This window comes from Robertmurraya siralis, assembly GCF_005502275.1.
GTDB classification, from domain to species: Bacteria; Bacillota; Bacilli; order Bacillales; family Cytobacillaceae; genus Robertmurraya; species Robertmurraya siralis.
Genome location: NZ_SWLZ01000004.1, coordinates 1 through 19,808, shown reverse-complemented (window position 1 = coordinate 19,808; position 19,808 = coordinate 1). Strand labels below are relative to the sequence as shown.

17 protein-coding genes are annotated in these 19,808 nt (G+C 38.8%); 2 read left to right on the top strand and 15 right to left on the bottom strand.

From position 1 onward, the window contains the following. Window positions 1-75: 75 nt before the first annotated feature. The gene (locus FCJ93_RS06820) at window positions 76-2,124 is read right to left on the bottom strand and encodes a sigma-54 interaction domain-containing protein (RefSeq protein ID WP_137743194.1); all 2,049 of its coding nucleotides are present in this window, start codon (window positions 2,122-2,124) and stop codon (window positions 76-78) included. Window positions 2,125-2,408: 284 nt separating this feature from the next. Here FCJ93_RS06820 and FCJ93_RS06815 point away from each other — a divergent pair, with 284 nt between their 5' ends. Next, window positions 2,409-2,660: a DUF2627 domain-containing protein gene (locus tag FCJ93_RS06815; protein ID WP_095306723.1), complete on the top strand. Its 252-nt coding sequence runs from the start codon at window positions 2,409-2,411 to the stop codon at window positions 2,658-2,660. A 257-nt stretch (window positions 2,661-2,917) separates the two neighbouring features. Here the strand turns inward: FCJ93_RS06815 and FCJ93_RS06810 are convergent, their stop codons facing one another. From FCJ93_RS06810 to accB, 14 genes are all read right to left on the bottom strand, one after another. Continuing rightward, window positions 2,918-3,646 carry a glycerophosphodiester phosphodiesterase gene (locus FCJ93_RS06810; protein ID WP_095306692.1) on the bottom strand — a complete coding sequence of 243 codons (729 nt, stop codon included), beginning with the start codon at window positions 3,644-3,646 and terminating at the stop codon, window positions 2,918-2,920. 68 nt (window positions 3,647-3,714) lie between these two features. Then, window positions 3,715-4,512, bottom strand: coding sequence for a sporulation transcription factor Spo0A (gene spo0A, locus FCJ93_RS06805; protein WP_095306693.1), 798 nt, complete (start codon window positions 4,510-4,512; stop codon window positions 3,715-3,717). Window positions 4,513-4,801: 289 nt separating this feature from the next. Beyond that, window positions 4,802-6,094, bottom strand: a complete 1,293-nt coding sequence (gene spoIVB, locus FCJ93_RS06800) for a SpoIVB peptidase (RefSeq protein ID WP_408014791.1) — start codon at window positions 6,092-6,094, stop codon at window positions 4,802-4,804. Between the two features lie 353 nt (window positions 6,095-6,447). Continuing rightward, window positions 6,448-8,139, bottom strand: coding sequence for a DNA repair protein RecN (gene recN / locus FCJ93_RS06795; protein WP_095306694.1), 1,692 nt, complete (start codon window positions 8,137-8,139; stop codon window positions 6,448-6,450). A 137-nt stretch (window positions 8,140-8,276) separates the two neighbouring features. Further along, window positions 8,277-8,726, bottom strand: coding sequence for a transcriptional regulator AhrC/ArgR (gene ahrC, locus FCJ93_RS06790; RefSeq protein WP_095306695.1), 450 nt, complete (start codon window positions 8,724-8,726; stop codon window positions 8,277-8,279). Between the two features lie 230 nt (window positions 8,727-8,956). Further along, a complete protein-coding gene (locus FCJ93_RS06785) occupies window positions 8,957-9,790 on the bottom strand; it encodes a TlyA family RNA methyltransferase (RefSeq protein ID WP_095306696.1) in 834 nt (277 codons plus the stop codon). Window positions 9,791-9,796: 6 nt separating this feature from the next. Continuing rightward, window positions 9,797-11,689 carry a 1-deoxy-D-xylulose-5-phosphate synthase gene (gene dxs / locus FCJ93_RS06780; protein ID WP_095306697.1) on the bottom strand — a complete coding sequence of 631 codons (1,893 nt, stop codon included), beginning with the start codon at window positions 11,687-11,689 and terminating at the stop codon, window positions 9,797-9,799. Between the two features lie 618 nt (window positions 11,690-12,307). Beyond that, window positions 12,308-13,168: a polyprenyl synthetase family protein gene (locus tag FCJ93_RS06775; RefSeq protein WP_235879437.1), complete on the bottom strand. Its 861-nt coding sequence runs from the start codon at window positions 13,166-13,168 to the stop codon at window positions 12,308-12,310. Between the two features lie 22 nt (window positions 13,169-13,190). Further along, the gene (locus FCJ93_RS06770) at window positions 13,191-13,418 is read right to left on the bottom strand and encodes an exodeoxyribonuclease VII small subunit (RefSeq protein ID WP_137743192.1); all 228 of its coding nucleotides are present in this window, start codon (window positions 13,416-13,418) and stop codon (window positions 13,191-13,193) included. Between the two features lie 2 nt (window positions 13,419-13,420). After that, a complete protein-coding gene (gene xseA, locus FCJ93_RS06765) occupies window positions 13,421-14,770 on the bottom strand; it encodes an exodeoxyribonuclease VII large subunit (protein WP_095306699.1) in 1,350 nt (449 codons plus the stop codon). Window positions 14,771-14,811: 41 nt separating this feature from the next. Next, a complete protein-coding gene (gene nusB / locus FCJ93_RS06760) occupies window positions 14,812-15,192 on the bottom strand; it encodes a transcription antitermination factor NusB (protein ID WP_095306700.1) in 381 nt (126 codons plus the stop codon). 434 nt (window positions 15,193-15,626) lie between these two features. Beyond that, a complete protein-coding gene (locus FCJ93_RS06755) occupies window positions 15,627-16,031 on the bottom strand; it encodes an Asp23/Gls24 family envelope stress response protein (protein ID WP_095306701.1) in 405 nt (134 codons plus the stop codon). Window positions 16,032-16,054: 23 nt separating this feature from the next. After that, a complete protein-coding gene (gene accC / locus FCJ93_RS06750; protein WP_095306702.1) occupies window positions 16,055-17,407 on the bottom strand; it encodes an acetyl-CoA carboxylase biotin carboxylase subunit in 1,353 nt (450 codons plus the stop codon). A 14-nt stretch (window positions 17,408-17,421) separates the two neighbouring features. Continuing rightward, window positions 17,422-17,913: an acetyl-CoA carboxylase biotin carboxyl carrier protein gene (gene accB, locus FCJ93_RS06745; protein WP_095306703.1), complete on the bottom strand. Its 492-nt coding sequence runs from the start codon at window positions 17,911-17,913 to the stop codon at window positions 17,422-17,424. A gap of 303 nt (window positions 17,914-18,216) precedes the next feature. On the opposite strand from accB, the gene FCJ93_RS06740 reads away from it, so the two are divergent. Continuing rightward, entirely contained in the window at window positions 18,217-19,707 is a 1,491-nt protein-coding gene (locus tag FCJ93_RS06740) for a methyl-accepting chemotaxis protein (RefSeq protein WP_137743191.1), read from the top strand. Window positions 19,708-19,808: the final 101 nt, after the last annotated feature.

Sequence of the window (19,808 nt, the reverse complement as noted above, 5' to 3'; positions counted from 1 at the left end):
GCTTGCAATCCATGAACTTTTTTGCAGATATGCGAAAAAAATTGCATGCTAATCTTTACAAACATGATCATAGCCTTATAATTTGTATTTGTCCAACTTATAGTAGAGATTACGAACGGATAAACCTAAAGCTTTGGCTGTCTCCGTCTTATTGCCATTCATTTTCGCAAGCGTTTGTGCGATAATCTCTTTCTCATACCGCTCTAATTTCACGTTTAATGTTTCTCCTTCAGCTTCAGAATGAGAGAATGGTTCGAATGTCTGCTCCTGAATGATGTTTAAATTCGGCAAATGCAACAAATCAATCTCCGTTTCATGATAATTCATGAAAATAATCGCTCGTCCCAGAATATTTTCCAATTCTCTTACATTACCTGGCCAATGATACTGAAGCAAATGTTTCATGGCATCTGCCGTTACTCCTTCCACATTCCTCCCATAATCTTGATTAATCTTCTGGATCAAACGCTCACATAATAACGGAATGTCTCCTTTTCGATCCCTTAAAGGAGGAATATGAATCGGCATTCGATTGAGACGATAATATAAATCTTCCCTAAATGTTCCATTGATGATCCCTTTTTCAATATTAACATTTGTAGCAGCAATTACCCTTACATTAATGGAAATCGGCCTCGTGCCACCGACTCGAGTAATTTCACTTTCCTGCAATACTCGTAATAGTTTCGCTTGAGTATTCGCTGTTAATTCACCAATTTCATCTAAAAAAATACTACCATTGTTCGCTTCTTCGAAAAGGCCTCGTTTTCCACCTCTTTTCGCACCGGAAAAAGCTCCTTCTTCATAACCGAAAAGTTCGCTTTCAAGTAATGACTCTGATAGAGAAGCACAATTAACGCGAACAAATTTGTTATACTTTCGATCACTTGCATTATGGATCGCATGAGCAAAGAGTTCTTTTCCAGTACCGGACTCTCCACGAAGAAGAACGGTTGCAGGTGTTCTAGCCCCCAGCTTTGCTTGCTCAATAGCTAAACGCATTTCTTCGGAATCACCAATAATATCCTCAAATGAATATTTTGCTTCCAGCGTTCGAATAATCTGCCTCGCTCTGCTCAGTTCTCGGTTCAAGCTCTTTATTTCGGACATATCATGAATGACTCCGACACTTCCTTTTAATTTCCCATCAACAATGACAGGCGCCACATTGACAATGACCTCTTTCTTGTTAGGACCTAATCGCATTGCCACCCCACGAACAGCTCGCCTCGTTTTTAAAACTTGCATATGCATGCTTTCTCCTTCAGAAATATCCGTAGTCGCCGGTTGACCGATAACCTCTGCCTCAGAGAGCCCTGTTAATCTTGTGTAAGCTGGATTAATGATAATCCCCAAACCATTTTCATCAACGACAGAAATCGCCTCTTCACTCGATTGAATCACTGATTCAAGCATCGTTTGCACTTCTTTTAAATTTGTGAGTTCCTCGGCTAAATTGACAACTTCCGTTATGTCCTTAAAGACTGCAAATGCTCCGATTATTTCATTATTTTCAGCGATCATCGGGATTCTCGTCGTAATGATCTTCATCCCGTTCGCAAGAGTTTGTTTTCGATTTGTTTCAGACTTTCGGGTTTGTAAAACAATCGGCAAACGGCTAGTTGGGACAACTTCTAAAACCGGTTTTCCGATCATTTCTTCCTTTTTCATTCCGATCATCGTTGCTGCGCTATGATTGATGAAGGTGATCGTCGCATCTTTATCTACAACAAGCATGCCATCACCAGTTGCATTAAATATTAAATCATGTTTGTAGGTTTCATATTCAAGTCTAGAGATTAATTCTTCTTTCTCTTCAATCAACTTTGAGATTAAATAAGCCATACTCCCTGGAATTAACACTGTCTTCCTGTCTCTTAACTCACGAATTTCGTTAAATACCTCTTGCCTTCCAGTTACTTCTATGACCACATCCAGCTGATCAGATAAATATTTTTTCCAATCTGTTCCCACTTCAATCCCTAGCTCCTTAGCAAACAAGATTCCCGGAGCATTCTCATCAATATCGATGACCACTTTCACATCCAGAACAGCGGTTTCTTTTAATATCTTTAAAATCGATAATCCACCCAAACCAGCTCCAACAATCATTACTGTTTGCACATGATCTCCCCTACCTTCTTGCAAGAAAAATTTTTCATAAACAATGAATTTTTTTGCACATAAGTCTATTTTAGTGTTAAACGGTTTCAATGACAAATTTTTTTAGAATATGTTTTTTGTTTAGGTCGCTGTTGACTTTGGGCTCATTTTAACACCAATTCTATTGAACAAAGCCAAATAAAAAAATGTTTTGAAAAGGAACTGCGAGAATGTCAGGAGGACGACATACTTGTATCGCAAAAGCATGTTATAATATAGGAGATCAAATAGAAATGAGGATTTTTATGATTCGGATTATAGCTTTACTAATTTTAGTAATACCTGGAATCATTGCGGCATACGGAATTAAAATGATGCGGGATATGGTCTTTGGAATTACAATTGGACCGTTTACTTCCTCTTTATTATGGCTGCAATTTATTTCCGGATTATTATTGTTTTTAGCTGGATTAGCCTTCATCGGAGGATTTATCCTTCATCGTGATCGAAAGAAAAATAAAGTCCAGAATCGCTTTAAATTGGATAAAAAACTTTAGTTTAACAATCTTTCAACTATAAGGGCGGCGACTGTTTAGAACTGGTTCAAATTTGTTCCGGTAGACGATTAATGAAAGTAGCTTTGCTCCGTACCATGACCGTATTAGCATCAGTTTTCTGCCGATAACGAAAGAAGTTCTCTTAGTAGCATATCCCTCACTTGTTAAGCATTTTAGCTGTACGTGTTCGACATTTTAATCGCTCAGAAAGGCATCCGCAAAAGGTTTGGGGATGCCTTTCTCAATAGATATTAAATTTAGCTGTATTCTTTTCTAATTTTAATCGCCTTTACTGGATCATCTGTAATAAATGCAGTGCAGCCAATATCAAAGAGTCTCCTCATCTCCTGTTCTTTATTGACAGTATAAGGTCTCACTTCAATACCAAACTCAAGAGAAGCTTTAATGATTTCATTAGGAACGACTCGGAAATTAGGGTGCATTCCCTTCGCTTTAATCGACCGTGCATAGACCCAGGGCATGTAGAGTCCCTCATGATATAAGGGAGCAATCTCTATTTCAGGTGCAAGGCGATAGCAGTAAACGATACTATAGTGATTAAATGAAGAAATGATCACTCGCTCTGTTAAAGCAAATTCACGAATAAGCTCAATAAGCGGCTCCTCTATTTTCATGTATGATTCCGCACTGCTTTTAATTTCAATATTGCACTGAAGTTGATTCGTCTGCAGCCACGCAAGCACCTCTTTTAAAGAAGGGACCGGCTCTTTTTTTAGAATTGTTTTGTGCTTATAGCTTGCATCAAGTCTCCGCAATTCTGCGAAGGAAAAATCTTTCACAAAACCGCTCCCATTTGTCGTACGATCGACTTTATCATCATGAATGACAACGATCTCATTGTCTTTTGTTAATTGGACATCTAATTCGATTCCATCAGCACCTGCATTTTCCGCTTCCTTAAAAGCTTTCATCGTATTCTCAGGATATTTTGCAGAATAACCACGGTGGGCAAAAATAAGTGTCAAGTTTCTTCAACCTCCTAATCAGAAATAAAAGACGCCCTTTCGACGTCTTTTATTTAGTCCTTTCCCTTTCAAGAAGCCTTATGCTCTAAACGAAGCTTATCTGCCACCATCGCGATAAATTCGCTATTCGTTGGCTTTGCTTTGGACATAGATACGGTATAACCAAATAAGGATGAAATAGAATCAATATTGCCACGACTCCATGCCACTTCAATGGCATGACGAATAGCGCGCTCAACGCGGCTAGCTGTAGTGTTATATTTTTTGGCAATATCGGGATATAAAACTTTTGTAATCGATCCCAATAATTCTATGTCATTATAGACCATGGAAATAGCTTCTCTTAAATATAAATAGCCTTTAATATGAGCTGGGACACCAATTTCATGAATTATGCTTGTAATACTAGCATCAAGGTTTCTTGGTTTTTCCTCCACAACTGGTCTAACAGCACTCGCTAATCCTGATGATTTTCTCATAACAGGCGCTTCTTTCCCGCTTACCTGACGAATATGATTGCCTAAATGCTCTAAATCAAAAGGTTTTAAAATGAAGTAAGATGCACCTAACTCAACTGCTTTTTTCGTCACATCTTCTTGGCCAAATGCCGTTAACATAATAACATTTGGAAGATGGTTCTTTTTCATCTCCCTTAACCTTTCCAGTACTGCTAATCCATCTAAATGCGGCATAATAATATCTAAAACAAGAACATCTGGGTCAGTTTCCTGCAATACCTCCAGGCACTCCTGTCCATTATGGGCCACACCTACAACTTCCATGTCTTCCTGAGAAGAAATATAATCTTCTAATAGACCCACTAGTTCTCGATTGTCATCAACTACACAAACTTTAATTTTCTTCACTTACAGTTTCCTCCTCGATCCTTAAGTTTCTCGTCTCTTAAATTTGATTCTTATATCTTTATTCTAAATATTCAATTCGACAAAGCCAATAAAAATCCTTTTCTTTTTTTATTTTTTCTGCAAAAATGTAGTAATTCTTCTATTTTCTCCTATTTTCTCTTATTTTCGACTAGTTTCGTCACTTGATTTTTTTTGTGTGATGACTTTGTCGAAAAATCTTTATTTTCTTCCATATTATCATGAAAAAAGAAGAAGGAGGCGGAAAATTCCACCTCCAGAAGGTAATAATTTAACTTGCTTTTTCCTCTTCCTTTTCATAAATATCGATCCCTGCTTCATTAAGCATCCACTCAATATGAACTCCATAACCTGAAGTTGGATCATTAACAAATACATGAGTAACTGCTCCAACTACTTTTCCATCTTGAATGATTGGGCTTCCCGACATCCCTTGAACGATTCCGCCTGTCTTATCAAGCAATTCTTTATCTGTAACTTTTAAGACCATTCCTTTCGTGGCAGGAAATTTTTGCGGGATTGTACTGACAATTTCGATATCAAAAAGTTTAACTTCATCATTATCGACGACTGTCAGTATCTGTGCCGGACCTTCCTTAACTTGATGGGAAAGAGCGATTGGCAAAGCTTTATCCATAACCCCGTTCTCTATGTCACGATTTAGCTTCCCAAATATTCCGAATGGGCTATTTCGTTGGATATTTCCAATTACCTCTTTATCTGAAGAGAACCTAGCTAATTTTTCTCCAGGGTCTCCATTGCTTCCTTTTTCAATGGATGTTACAGTTGAACGAACAATTTGCCCGTCTTCTACAACAATTGGCTTTTTTGTATCCATATCAGAAATGACGTGCCCTAAAGCACCGTATTTTTTACTTTGCGGATGATAGAACGTCATCGTTCCTATTCCTGCTGCTGAATCTCGAATATAGAGACCAAGCTTAAACTTATCTTCATCTTTTTCCTTTTGCGGTTTTAGTTCTGTTGTTACTTTTCCACTTTCACGACTGATCTCAACCTTCAACGGTGTTCCCGATTCTCCGGCCTCTTGAACAAAAGGGGCAACGTCGGACATTTTCTCAATCTGTTTCCCGTTAATCTTTGTAATAATATCGCCGACTTTTATTCCCGCTTCCTCTCCCGGTGATTGCTTTCCTTCATTTGTATTGACCTGATGGTGTCCTACTACCAGGACCCCAACTGTATTTAACTTAACTCCGATAGATTGGCCACCTGGAATTACCTTAAAATCCTTTAGAACATTGACATCGACCTTTTTAATTGGAAAACCCGCTAATTCTAACAGCATCTCATTTTTTCCGTATTTGTTTGCATTTAATGAAACTGTATTTTCTTCATCATCGACTGAAACACTAAGGTTTGAGCTATTCATTTCTGCTGACACTGGGCGGGATTTCTGAAAAGAAAATTCTTGCCCTTCAAAAAGCGTTACTTCCTTTGGGAATTGAATATACTGTTGCACAGGTTTCGAAAACCCAAGAGCAACAATTGAAACAAGGAGAATTCCACCAATTATTTTTCTAAGAAGTTCAAAATTCAACATCTTCACTCTCCTCGCTTCTAGTCCACACACACACTTACTCTAAAATGGCTACACCTTTAATTTTGCCTCCTTTAGACGCATTTATAACCGCTAGAGAGATAAAAAAGCTACCCAGAATGGATAGTAATGGAACTTGGGCGCTTTTAGAATTTTTGAGTAAGATAATCCTTTAAGTGGTGATTGTTTACAGGTTTGCTTAACAATTTATCAACAACAGTATTTACTTTATTTCGAATCGTTATACTGCTTCTTTAAGGACATTGCGTATTAATGAGTTGCTTGTATGACAACGCTGTAGCCAATGCATTTTTGATAAGAAGTAAAGAAGTAAGGCTATCCAAATATGGATAGCCTCATTGTGTTATTTTAATCTCTTTCGCTAAATGAAGCAGTTCTTTTGCATGCTCCTTCGTTAAATCGGTTATCTCCACCCCTGAAATCATTCTGCCAATTTCGTGAATTTTTTCGTCGTCACCCAAAATTTTTACGGAAGTCCTTGTCCGACCATCCGTAATTTTTTTCGCAATAAATAAGTGGGTATCGGCCATTGCTGCTACTTGAGGAAGGTGAGAAATACACAGAACTTGCGAGTCAACAGACACATGATATATTTTTTCAGCAATCGCTTGTGCTACCCGACCACTGACTCCCGTATCGACTTCGTCGAAAATAATCGACGTGATGCCCTGATGCTTTGAAAAGATGCTCTTTAAGGCAAGCATAATTCGCGATAACTCTCCTCCTGAAGCTATTTTTGAAAGAGGTTTTAATGGTTCACCCGGGTTGGTAGAAATGTAAAATTCAACTTTATCTGAACCTGCTATCGTAAAGTTATCGTAGTCACTTGTAAAACGAACTTCAAATATTGTTTTTTCCATGTAAAGCTCTTTTAATTCAGTATGAATCAATTTTGTTAGTTGACCAGCATGCTTTTGTCTCATTTTACTTAATTCACGCGCTTCAATCGCCAGGTCTTTCTGGATGATGGAAAGCTCCCGCTGCAACTTCTCAATATGTGTTTCTTTATTCTGCAGTGTCTCGAGCTCTTCCTCAATTTTGGCCGCATACTCTAATATTTCGGCAATTGTTTTTCCATACTTACGTTTTAATTGATTAATTTCATTAAGTCTCTCCTCAATATTGCTCAATCGTTCAGGATCAAATTCAAGGATATCAAGCTCATTTCTTAATGTTCGTATGATGTCCTCGAGTACATAAAAACTATTAGAAACCGTATCAGATACCTCTTTATAGTGTTGATCAATTGATGCTGCATCTTCCAAATGGTTCATCGCAAGACCAAGCCAATCGAGTCCTTTATTATCGCCCTGTAAGGCTGAATAGCTTATATTCAACGCTTCATGAAGCTTCTCAAAATTGCTCAGCTTCCTTCTTTCCTCGATCAGCTCTTCATCTTCATGAAGCTTTAAATCCGCTTTTTGAATTTCCTCTAATTGAAAAGAAATTAAATCTAGACGATGTGCAACCTGCTGTTCATTTTCACTCAAATGCTTTAGCGCCCTATGCGTTTTTTCATATCGCTGATAAATATGTACATATTCTTGGTAGACGTCCTCAATTTCCTTGCCACCAAATTGATCAAGCAAGGATAAATGACGAGTTTCATCCATTAATTCTTGGTGCTCATGCTGACCATGAATATCAACAAGCGCCGCACCGATTTCACGCAGTGTGGAAATTGTCACTAGCTTCCCATTTATGCGGCAAATACTTTTCCCACTCTTTGAAATGTCGCGTCGAAGAATGATCATTCCGTCTTCAATCTCGATGCCAAACTCCTGCACCTTTTGAAATAATGGATGTGAATCATGATCAATTTGGAAAAGCCCTTCAATTTCCGCTTTCTCTTCCCCATGGCGGACAAATTCAGATGAACCTCTGCCACCAACGAGCAAATGAATGGCATCAATAATAATTGATTTTCCTGCTCCTGTTTCGCCAGAAAGAACCGTTAGCCCTTTGTCAAAAGAAATCGAAAGAGCCTCAATTATAGCAAAATTTTTAATCGATAACTCGCTGAGCATGAATAGTCACCTCTAAATCAAATTCATCTTCACTTTAGTCCAGATTCACATTTACGGTTGATTCCGTTCATTCTTTAAAAAAATTAAAATAAACCTAAATAATATGATCAGATTTTGAATCCCGGACAAAGAAATTGTTACAGCATTTCAAGAAAACGAGCCTGTATGATTTCTGTCTCAACCGGAGTTTTACAGATAATTAAAATCGTATCATCCCCACAAATTGTTCCTAAAATCTCTTCCCAATCAAGATTATCAATTAACGCCCCTATTGCCATCGCATTTCCGGGCAACGTCTTCATGACAAGCAAATGTCCCGCTTGATCGATACGAACAAATGCATCCATGAGATTTCTTTTCAACTTTTGCAAAGGATTAAAGCGTTGATCAGCTGGAAGACTATACTTATAACGCCCATCCATAAGAGGTACCTTTACTAAATGAAGCTCTTTAATATCTCTTGATACAGTTGCCTGCGTAACATTAAAACCTGCAATTTTTAATTCATCAACAAGCTCGTCCTGTGTTTCAATATCGTTATTCGTTATAATTTCCCTTATTTTAATATGTCGTTGTCCTTTATTCATATTAAATCACCTCTGAAATTTATACAGTGTATTGGTGTTATACTTTTACATTCATAATTGCACAGATCATTCAATAATATGTTAGCTGAAAAACAGGAAAATGTATACTTTTTCATATAATGATTCGTGATTAGACGACGATATTCCTCTTCATTCTCCATCTTTAGCAATCATTTTTTTGCTGAAATTTCCATATTCATGACTCACGCAAAAAAGGAATAAGCCTATGCTTATTCCTCTGATTGTTTTCTTTTCAATTGTTCGTGGGCGCTCCGCACAATGTCTGATGGAAAATAAAGCAAATTCTTCTCTCCCATGACCTTCGAACCATTCCATTGAAGATGAAGAAGAAATTCAATATTTCCATCTCCTCCCGTGATCGGAGAGAAAGACAAATTTTTAACATCGAAGCCTTCTTTTAACACGAAATCAATCATTTTTTCCAGAACCTCTTCATGTACTTTCGGATCCCGAACAATTCCTTTTTTTCCTACCTGATCACGTCCTGCTTCAAATTGAGGTTTAATTAATGCGACAATATCACTTCCCGGAACAAGCAATGCTTTTAACACAGGAAAGATCAATTTCAATGATATAAATGAAACATCTATTGAAGCAAAGTTAGGGAGCTCAGCCGACAGATCAGCTGGAGTCACGTAACGAAAATTAGTTCTTTCCATGACAATAACTCTCTCGTCCTGTCTGAGCTTCCACGCTAACTGGTTATAACCTACATCAAGAGCATAGGACATTTTCGCCCCGTTTTGTAGGGCACAGTCTGTAAAACCACCAGTTGAAGCACCGATATCTAACAGTACCTTGCCTTCAATATTTAAATCAAATTCTTTCAGTGCTTTCTCGAGCTTTAATCCGCCACGGCTTACATAAGGAAGGACATTTCCTTTCACTGTAAGCGGACTCTCAATGCTAATTTTTTCCCCAGGCTTGTCTAACCGTTCTTCATTACTATAAACAAGGCCAGCCATAATAGCTCTTTTTGCCTTTTCTCGCGTTTCAACTAAACCCCGTTCTACTAGTAAAACGTCTATCCGTTCCTTTTTCATTTTTGTTTAGGCCCTCTTTTGTTTTCTTCTTGCCAACGTCTGCAGTTTATTGACAACATTTTCTGTTGTGAGGCCAATTTCATTTAGCAATTCATTCACGCTTCCGTGTTCGATAAATCGATCAGGAATGCCAAGGCGATCAATTTCAGCGTGATGATATCCTTTTTCAGATGCAAATTCTAAAATCGAGCTACCAAATCCACCTTGTAGGGCAGCTTCCTCGATTGTAAGAATTGGCATATCTACATCCAATAAACCTAGAAGCATTTCTTCATCAATTGGCTTAATAAAACGTGCATTGATTACCCTGATCGAAACCCCCTGTTTCTCAAGAATTTCTGCCGCCTTCATTGCCATTGGAATCGTTGTCCCAAAAGTTAATATCGCTCCATCAAGCCCCTCTTTTAATACTTCCCATGTTCCAATCGGTATTTCTTTCAGCTCTTCATCCAGAGGAACTCCGAGGCCATTCCCTCTTGGGAATCTCATCGCAATTGGACCATCATCGTATTTTAATGCAGTGTGGACAAGATGCTGTCCTTCATTCTCATCCTTTGGCATCATTAGCACCATATTAGGTACATGCCGTAAAAAAGCAATATCAAATACCCCTTGATGAGTTTCTCCGTCAGCCCCAACTAAACCAGCACGGTCAATTCCAATAAAGACATTTAAGTTTTGGCGACAAATATCATGTACGACCTGATCGTAGGCACGCTGCAAAAACGTGGAATAAATCGCTAGAAACGGCTTCATTTTTTGTGTCGCCAATCCTGCTGCCATCGTTGCTGCATGCTGTTCAGCAATTCCAACATCATACATGCGCTCGGGAAATTCGCCAGCAAAACCTTCTAATTTAGAACCAACTGGCATCGCCGGGGTAATCGCGACAACTCTCTCATCTTCACGAGCGATTTTCCGCACCGTTTCACTGACAAGTTTGCTCCATGCTGGAGGAGATTGAACAGGTTTAATAAAGTCACCCGTTTCAATTTTGTAAGCACCGGTACCATGCCATGTTCCGATCGTATCATTTTCGGCCGGCTGATAACCTTTTCCTTTTTTCGTAATGACATGGAGAAGAACGGGTCCATCCATTTTCTTCGCGTAGGCAATGTTTTCTAATAATGCATCGTAATTATGGCCATCAATTGGACCTAAGTAGGTAAAACCGAGCTCTTCAAAGAACACACCCGAAACGATCAAATACTTTAAACTGTCCTTTATTCTTTCCGCTGTAGCCGCCAACTTACCACCTACAGCCGGAATTTTCTTCAACAAGTACTCCAATTCGTCTTTAGCCCATTGGTATTTACCTGCCGTCCGAAGTCGTCCCAACACATTGTGAAGCGCACCAACATTCGGAGCAATTGACATTTCGTTATCATTTAGAACAACGATCATATTTTTTCGTTCGTGTCCAATATGATTTAACGCCTCAAGTGCCATCCCGCCTGTAAGTGCCCCATCTCCAATAACGGGAACAATGAACGACTTCTCCTTTTTTAAATCACGAGCGATCGCCATTCCCATCGCTGCAGACAATGATGTAGAACTATGGCCTGTTTCCCATACGTCATGCTCACTTTCAACCATTTTTGGGAATCCACAAAGCCCCTTATACTGCCTTAATGTGTCAAATTGATCGGCTCTTCCTGTAAGAATTTTATGAACATACGATTGATGGCCGACATCCCAAAGAATTTTATCCTTTGGGCTATTAAAGCATTTATGCAACGCAATCGTAAGTTCAACAACACCAAGGTTCGGGCCAATATGGCCTCCTGTTTTCGACAACTTTTCAATTAAAAACTCGCGAATTTCTTGGCTTAGCTTCTCTAGTTCCTTATTAGACAATGCTTTCAAAAAAGATGGGTCTTTTATTGATAACAGATCCATAACGGACCACTCACTTTCATTTCTTTTTCGGATTACTAATTCCGATTTCGGATTGTCTTTCTAAAAAAAGCTGTGTTAAATATGGTTGCTCATGCATTTTGGGCTTATTATAGTTCTGACTCGATGAAGCGAAGAAGAAAAAAGCTTAATCCTAGCATTTTCTCAAAGTCAGAATCAGCTTTTAAGCTAAGCTTCAAAGACATAAGAAACCAAGGGTTGCTTACGCAGATGAGCCATAAATCAACTAGATCATATATAACATAGCCTTGAAAAAAGAACCGCTAGCACAAAAGTGATAACGGCTGAACTGACTTCATGTCAATTTAGACTTTTTGCTTATTGTCTCTAATAGAAATTCTGCGTCTGCTTCGCAAATTCCATTTAAAACAAATTATTTATTTTACACGGTCCTTTTCACTACCGCAGCTTGGATAATAAAGGGATGGAGGTTGATATACCTCACTTCGCCCTCTCTCACTACTGCATTTACATAGAGAAAGTGTTTGTTTACGTTCAGTCTATGTAGCAAAATAAATATTTAGACAAAATCAATCTGTATTATAACATAGAAATTCCATTTAGTAAAAATGCAGATTTATGCCACCCATATAAAGGAGATTAATGATCTCGATTTGCAACCAAATCTGTTAACTCCATAAGCAATCCTGTATTTAAGCCCGTTTCCTGAAGAATGCCTTGCGCTTTCGCAATTTCCTGCACCAATGCTTTCTTTGCACCGTCCATAGTTAATAGTGCAGGATAGGTGCTTTTATGATTAAAAGTATCACTGCCAGTACGCTTTCCTAGCTTTTGCTCATTCCCTTCCAAATCAAGAATATCATCGCGAATTTGGAATGCCAGTCCTAAGTGATGGGCGAATTTTCTAAATTGTTCAACGATGGCGGTCGGTGCTCCTGCTAAGAGAGCTCCTGCGACAGCGCTAAAGGCTAACAGTTTGCCTGTTTTATGAATATGAATATATTCAAGTTCGTCCAAGGTCAAACGGCGATTTTCTCCGCTTATATCAGCAACTTGCCCTCCGACCATTCCTTCAGCACCAGCGGCGACAGAAAGCTCGCGTATAAGTTTCAGCTTTGTTTCAGCCCCTACCTCAGCTGTCTCGGCAATTAATTGGAAGCTATAAGTTAGTAGGGCATCCCCTGCTAAAATCGCAAAAGCATCCCCATAAACTTTATGATTTGTCGGTCTGCCTCTTCTTAAATCATCGTTATCCATACTTGGGAGATCATCATGAATCAAAGAATATGTATGAACCATCTCAATTGCTGCTGCAGTCAGTAACCCTTTTTCAACTTTATCCCCGAATGCATCAATTGTGGCAAATAAGAGCATCGGTCGAATTCTTTTCCCGCCAGCTTCCAAAGAATATAACATGGATTCTTTTATAATCTCTGGGGCCTTCATTTGCATCACACTTGTCCGTAATTGCTGCTCGAGGAGCTCTTTATGTTTTTGCATAAAAGATGCTAAAAGCTCCACTTTACTCCTCCTCTTGGATGGAAAACTCCTGCTTTTTCCCATCCTCTGTAATAATTTGTGTCAATTGTTCTTCAACATCTTTTAGTTTATCGTGGCACAGCTTAGAAAGCTCCATTCCTTTTCGATAAATTGCGATTGCTTCTTCTAACGGCACATCTCCTTCTTCAAGCTTTTCCACAATATCTTCGAGATTTTTCATCGCTTCTTCAAACGTCATTTTTTCTTCCACCTTTAACTCTCCTTCCCCTCAACATTCAGGACTTGACACTGAATCGATCCGTCTGACATCCGGACGGTCAGTTGATCTTCCTTTGAAAAGTCATTCACACTTTTTACTAGTTTGCCACTATCATCGTAGACAAGACTATAGCCCCGTTCCATTACCTTCAATGGACTTAACGCTTCAAGTGTTGTAAGCATCTGTCTAAAATCCTTCTGTTTGTCTGCCAAAATAGCTGTCATCACGCGGTTCATTTGCTTTTCAGCTTTTTCATGCTGTTCCCTTGCTTCTTTTAACAGCTCACGTGGTTTATGTCTTTCAATACGGCGATTTAAGTTTAAATAGGCTTCTTTCTGGGTTAAAAATTGTTTTTCCGCACCCTTTACAAGACGCTCTGTTGCTCTATCAACCTGCTCCATCTTCTGCTCGTATGCTCGTCTTGGATAACGAAATGCATAAGAACGTTCAATTCGCTTTAGGCGTTCTTGTGCATAATGAACCCGCTCTTTCATAACCCTCAGCATTCTCGTTTGTCTCGTCAATATCCGCTCCATCAATTCATCTACATGTGGTACTGCTAATTCAGCGGCTCCCGTCGGGGTAGGAGCGCGCATATCAGCAACAAAGTCAGCTATCGTAAAATCAGTTTCATGTCCAACTGCTGAAATAATAGGGAGCGTCGAAGTATAGATCGCTCTAACAACTATTTCCTCATTGAACGCCCATAATTCCTCTATCGAGCCACCGCCGCGGCCCACAATTAAACAATCGACTTCATCCATTTCATTCGCTGTTTTAATGGCGTTTACAATCGAATTTGGCGCTTGATCTCCTTGAACAATTGCGGGAAAAATGAGGATGCTGGCAACAGGATATCTCCTTTTTATCGTTGTAATGATATCTCGGACAGCCGCACCTGTTGGTGAAGTAATAACTCCAATTGTTTTTGGATATTTTGGGAGTGGTTTTTTATGGGCAGGTGAAAATAATCCTTCTTTTTCTAATTTCTCTTTTAGCTGTTCATATGCCAAATATAGTTCACCAATACCGTCAGGCTGCATGTTCTTAACATATATTTGATATTGTCCGCTTTGCTCATACACGGTTATGTTACCGGTAATCAGAACCTTCATCCCATTCTCAGGAATGAATTTCATCGCACGCGCATCGCTGGAAAACATTACTGCCAATATTCTTGCTTTATCATCCTTTAAGGTAAAATACATATGCCCACTTGAATGCTGTTTAAAATTGGAAATCTCCCCTTTTACATGTACTCCTTGTAAATGGGGGTCGGCATCAAATTTTCTTTTTATATATTTCGTTAAGGCTGCGACAGTAAGGTAGCGCTTTTCCTTCATAAAAAAACCCCTTTTTCACAAGCAAAACTTGTTACAATCCGTTAATGAATCTTTGATAATATTCCATTGATAAACCGGCTCGATTGATCATCTCCATAGATTTTGGCAATTTCAATCGCTTCATCAATAGCCACTTTCGTCGGAACGTCCTCTTTGCAATACAAAAGTTCATATGCTGAAAGACGCAAAATGTTACGATCGACAATCGCTAACCGTTCAAGCGTCCAATTTTCAAGATTCTTCTGCAAAATTCCGTCAATTTCTTCTTTGTTTTCAACAACGCCCAAAACTAATTTTAATAAATAATCATCATTCCGTACTCCTTCAAGGACATGAGCAATCGCATCCTTCGGCTCTACATCACTTACGTCAATTTGGAACAACGCCTGCAACGCCTTTTCTCTAGCTGTTCTTCTTTTCATTTATTTTCTACTCCTTTTAGGATGTTTTAGATGGAACTTATATCGTTAAACTTCGTAACCTTAATGGCTGAAGTGAGTGGAATAAATGAGCTTCCTATTTTGCCAATAGGATTAAGCCACTCTAACAAGTTTCATTGCTTTTCTATAAGTCATTAAAAATAATAGCATAACAAAGGGCTATGTTAAACAATATTATTGTGAGGTCAATATTTGTGATCACGGCAGATCACCTCTTATTTTAAATGCCTTTCAACTGGGCTCCTGTACCAGCTTTAAAGTTAGAATTTGTGGAATTTTTAATCTTATCCTTCACTATAGCCGTTATTATGTCAGGTTAATCTCTTTTGACAGATTTTTAAAAAAGCCCGGAGGCATTTTCTAAAAAGAAAACAAAAACCAAAGACTTTTCGTCTCTGGTTTTTTTCATTGTGCCATTACATTTCTTGCTCAGTTTCCGCTTCTTGTTTCGGATTGTCAAATTGGATTCCAACAATATGAACATTCACTTCTTCAGCCTCAAGTGCAGTCATATTTAGTAAAGCTTGACGGATATTATCCTGAACCTTTCCAGCTACCGTTGGAATAGAGATCCCAAATTTCATCAAACAGTAGACATCGACTTTAATCCCGTCTTCAGTAAGTTCCACTTTTACGCCTTTTCCATGATTTTTCTTTCCTAATCTTTCCACCACACCCGTTGCAAAGCTTCCGCGCATTTGTGAAACGCCTTCAACCTCTGAAGCGGCAATTCCAGCAATGACTTCTATAACCTCTGGAGCAATTTCTATTTTTCCAAGCCCAGTTTGACCTTGACTCATTTCCAATAAGTTTTCGCTCATATCCGAGTCCTCCTATATTTGTATTAAGATTTCATAACATCATACATTTCTAGAAATTTCGTATTGAAATCACCTTCCACGAATTTCTCGTGATTAAGCAATTTCAAGTGGAAGGGAATGGTTGTATGGATCCCTTCAATGACAAACTCGCTCAATGCTCTTTTCATTCTCGAAATAGCTTCTTCTCTTGTACTTCCATAAGTAATTACCTTTGCAATCATCGAGTCGTAGAATGGAGGGATCGCATATCCTGGATATGCCGCCGAATCCACCCTAACTCCCAATCCGCCTGGTGGAAGATACATCTCAATTTTACCAGGAGAAGGCATAAAAGATTTTTCTGGATTCTCTGCATTGATTCGACATTCAATCGCCCATCCATTAAATTCGACTTCTTCCTGCTGAAATTTCAATGCTTCCCCAGAAGCAACTTTAATTTGTTCTTTTATGAGATCGACTCCTGTGACCATCTCTGTTACTGGATGTTCAACTTGAATTCGCGTATTCATCTCCATGAAATAAAATTGGCGATTTCGATAATCATATATAAATTCTATCGTACCTGCACCAGTATAATCAACTGCTTTAGCCGCTTTTACAGCCGCATTACCCATTTCTTCTCGAATTTCACTATCTAAGGCTGGGGAAGGAGTTTCTTCTAAAAGCTTTTGCAGTCTTCGTTGGATCGAACAATCTCTCTCGCCTAAATGAACAACATTGCCAAAATTATCTGCTAAAACTTGAATTTCGACATGGCGAAAATCTTCTATATATTTCTCAATATATACTCCAGGATTGCCAAAAGCAGTGAGCGCTTCTTGTTGAGTTATATTTATTCCTTTAATTAAATCAGCTTCATTACGTGCAACGCGAATTCCTTTTCCACCACCGCCTGCAGTTGCCTTGATAATAACAGGATAGCCAATTTCTTCGGCAAGCTGAATGGCCTCGGATTCATCTTTAATAATTCCTTGCGATCCTGGAACAATCGGAACTCCTGCTTCCTTCATCGTTTCTCTTGCAATATCCTTTGTTCCCATTTTTGTAATCGCTTCCGGAGTCGGACCTACAAATATAATATTGCACTCTCGACAAAGCTCTGCAAAAGCTGCATTTTCAGCTAAAAATCCGTATCCAGGGTGAATCGCCTGGCAATCGGTAAGTTTTGCCACACTGATGATATTCGTAAAATTCAAATAGCTATCCTTTGACAATGTTGGCCCGATACAATATGCTTCATCAGCAAGCTGAACATGGAGGGCATCCTTATCCGCTTCAGAATATACAGCTACTGATTCAATATCTAATTCCCGGCAGGCACGTATGATGCGGACAGCAATTTCTCCTCGATTGGCAATTAATAATTTTTTTATCATTTTCGCTTCGCTCCTTATTCAGGCTTTACCAAAAATAGTGGTTGACCATACTCTACTAATTGGCCGTCTTTCACAAGGATCTCCACGATTTCCCCATTTACTTCTGCTTCAATCTCATTAAATAATTTCATTGCTTCAACAATACAAACGATCGAATCGTTGGTAACTTTGCTCCCTACTTTTACATAGGGCTCCGCTTCAGGTGATGGTTTATGATAAAAAGTACCAACCATCGGTGAGGTTATTTTATGTAAGCTTTCATCGACGGAGACAGGTGCATCCTTCGTTTCTTTTACTTCAACTTCCTTGTCAGCTTGAACCACCTGTGGTTTTGGCGCTGCATCGACGGCTGCCGGTTCAACAACAGGTGATGCTGAAACAGCAACTACACCTCCGTGATTTTTTTTCATTTTAATTTTGCAATCATCAACTTCATATACAAACTCATCTAAATTGGATTGATCTACAAGTTTAATTAGTTCACGAATTTCTTGTACCTTTAACATTTATGACACTCCTATTCACATTAAAGTTTAGCACTAGATACTAATACTATACGATAAGACCTTACAAAAGTTCAATCATTACATTTTTTTCAATCATTTTCAGTTCCTCAAAATTAAGATAATGAAGGAGATGTTTAAACTCTTCATGAGGCTAATACATAAAGCAGGAAGACGTATGCCAATAATGTCTGAGTCGGAATTGTTCCTATCGAATATTTCAATTATGAAATTACATTTTTGAAAAGGATTTTTTTACAATTATAGCGAAAATTATTTTAGAAGAAAAAAGCAGGGAGGAATAGGATGAAAACGATTACAGAAATTAAACAGGAGGATTTAACGAGAAAGAATTCACTCGTAGTCAAAGCTACATTTGTCTGTGTCATTTTGGCCGCTCTTGTAGACATCGTCATGCAAAAGGAATTAGCCCTCATTTTATCTATTATTATCGGCGGTGGTCTTGGAGTGGGTCTGATTGCTCTTCTCCATTATACAAAAAAGCTCGTAACCATTATTCCATACTTAGCAGTTCTCCTTGTCGCTGTGGTTATGTATGTTATCATGGCGAATAGTGTATCTCCTACTGCCTATGTTCTATTGTACTTTATTCTAGCTACAGCAGCTATCTACATGGATAAAAAGGTACTATGGTCAGGAGCGATACTCGGTTTTGTCGCAATTAGCGTCTTTACTTGGGTGCATCATCCCGTATTGCCATTAGATATAAAGAACTATGCAACCGTCTATCTCCTCTATCTGTTAGTGTCAATTTTGTTAGCGTTCCAATTGTCCATTGCAAAAAAATTATCTGAAAATATTGTCACAGCACAAAAACAAACAGAGGAGCTGTTATTGCTTGATCGAGAAATTAGAAAGACGGTTGATGCAAGTACGGTTAGCCTCTCAAATTTGATCCAATTTGTCAAACATAAAAGTCATGAAAATTATGAAGCCGCGCAAGAAATGAATCATTCAATTAGTGAAATTAGCGCAGGCATGCAAACTCAGACTGATTCGATTCAAGAAATTACTAGGGAATTAGAAAATTCAAATCAAGTTATTCTGGAAACAAGTGAATTAGTTCATAAGCTCCACGGTGATTCAATCGCCGCACAAGGAGTGACCAATAATGGCGCATTGCTTGTAACCGAGTTAAAAGATGGACTTGAAGTTTCCTATTTTAATATGGAAGAGGTTGCAAAACAAACAACAACACTAGCCTCGCTAGTAAAAGAAACCGTTAATTTTTCAGAGGCAATCCAAGGAATAGCCGATCAAACAAATCTACTCGCGTTAAACGCCTCCATTGAAGCTGCACGAGCTGGAGAATCCGGCAAAGGATTTGCGATAGTAGCCGATGAAGTAAGAAAACTTGCAGAAATCAGCCATAAAACGGCCACACATATTTCCGAAAACCTACAGCATGTGATGGGCGGGACTAAAGCTGTGACAGAAACGGTCTCGTCAACGAGAACGAAAATTAATCATAATCTGCAGCTTGCGATCAATACACAACATGCCTTTACACAAATTCAAACTACATTCCGCCAACTAAAGGAGGATATCTCCAAATATGAGACGCTCACGAAAAATGTCCTGGGCTCCTCCAGATCAATTGAGCAGGCACTCAGTGAATTTAGCGCTGTGATTGAACAAGCCAGCGCCACACTACAGGAATTATCATCGGCAGTCGGAGTACAAACGGCACAACATGAAATATTGCTGAACTCTGTAACAGATGCCCATCAATCTGTTGATAATTTAATGAAACTCCAATCAAAACCACCAGTGTGAACTGGTGGTTTGCTCTGCGGCTGAAAGCCTCTCTTACCGGCCTTGGCCTTAAAGGCCAACTGAAAGGGTTTCCCTTCTGCACCACATTCACTCACTAATTC

Excerpts from the sequence above, each read along its gene's own strand:
- FCJ93_RS06815 (WP_095306723.1), top strand. The coding sequence starts at position 2,409 with ATGATTCGGATTATAGCTTTACTAATTTTAGTAATACCTGGAATCATT.
- dxs (WP_095306697.1), bottom strand. The coding sequence starts at position 11,689 with ATGGATCTGTTATCAATAAAAGACCCATCTTTTTTGAAAGCATTGTCT.
- ahrC (WP_095306695.1), bottom strand. The coding sequence starts at position 8,726 with ATGAATAAAGGACAACGACATATTAAAATAAGGGAAATTATAACGAAT.
- recN (WP_095306694.1), bottom strand. The coding sequence starts at position 8,139 with ATGCTCAGCGAGTTATCGATTAAAAATTTTGCTATAATTGAGGCTCTT.
- xseA (WP_095306699.1), bottom strand. The coding sequence starts at position 14,770 with ATGAAGGAAAAGCGCTACCTTACTGTCGCAGCCTTAACGAAATATATA.
- accB (WP_095306703.1), bottom strand. The coding sequence starts at position 17,913 with ATGTTAAAGGTACAAGAAATTCGTGAACTAATTAAACTTGTAGATCAA.
- FCJ93_RS06785 (WP_095306696.1), bottom strand. The coding sequence starts at position 9,790 with ATGAAAAAGGAACGGATAGACGTTTTACTAGTAGAACGGGGTTTAGTT.
- FCJ93_RS06755 (WP_095306701.1), bottom strand. The coding sequence starts at position 16,031 with ATGAGCGAAAACTTATTGGAAATGAGTCAAGGTCAAACTGGGCTTGGA.
- spoIVB (WP_408014791.1), bottom strand. The coding sequence starts at position 6,094 with ATGTTGAATTTTGAACTTCTTAGAAAAATAATTGGTGGAATTCTCCTT.
- FCJ93_RS06740 (WP_137743191.1), top strand. The coding sequence starts at position 18,217 with ATGAAAACGATTACAGAAATTAAACAGGAGGATTTAACGAGAAAGAAT.
- accC (WP_095306702.1), bottom strand. The coding sequence starts at position 17,407 with ATGATAAAAAAATTATTAATTGCCAATCGAGGAGAAATTGCTGTCCGC.
- nusB (WP_095306700.1), bottom strand. The coding sequence starts at position 15,192 with ATGAAAAGAAGAACAGCTAGAGAAAAGGCGTTGCAGGCGTTGTTCCAA.
- FCJ93_RS06775 (WP_235879437.1), bottom strand. The coding sequence starts at position 13,168 with ATGCAAAAACATAAAGAGCTCCTCGAGCAGCAATTACGGACAAGTGTG.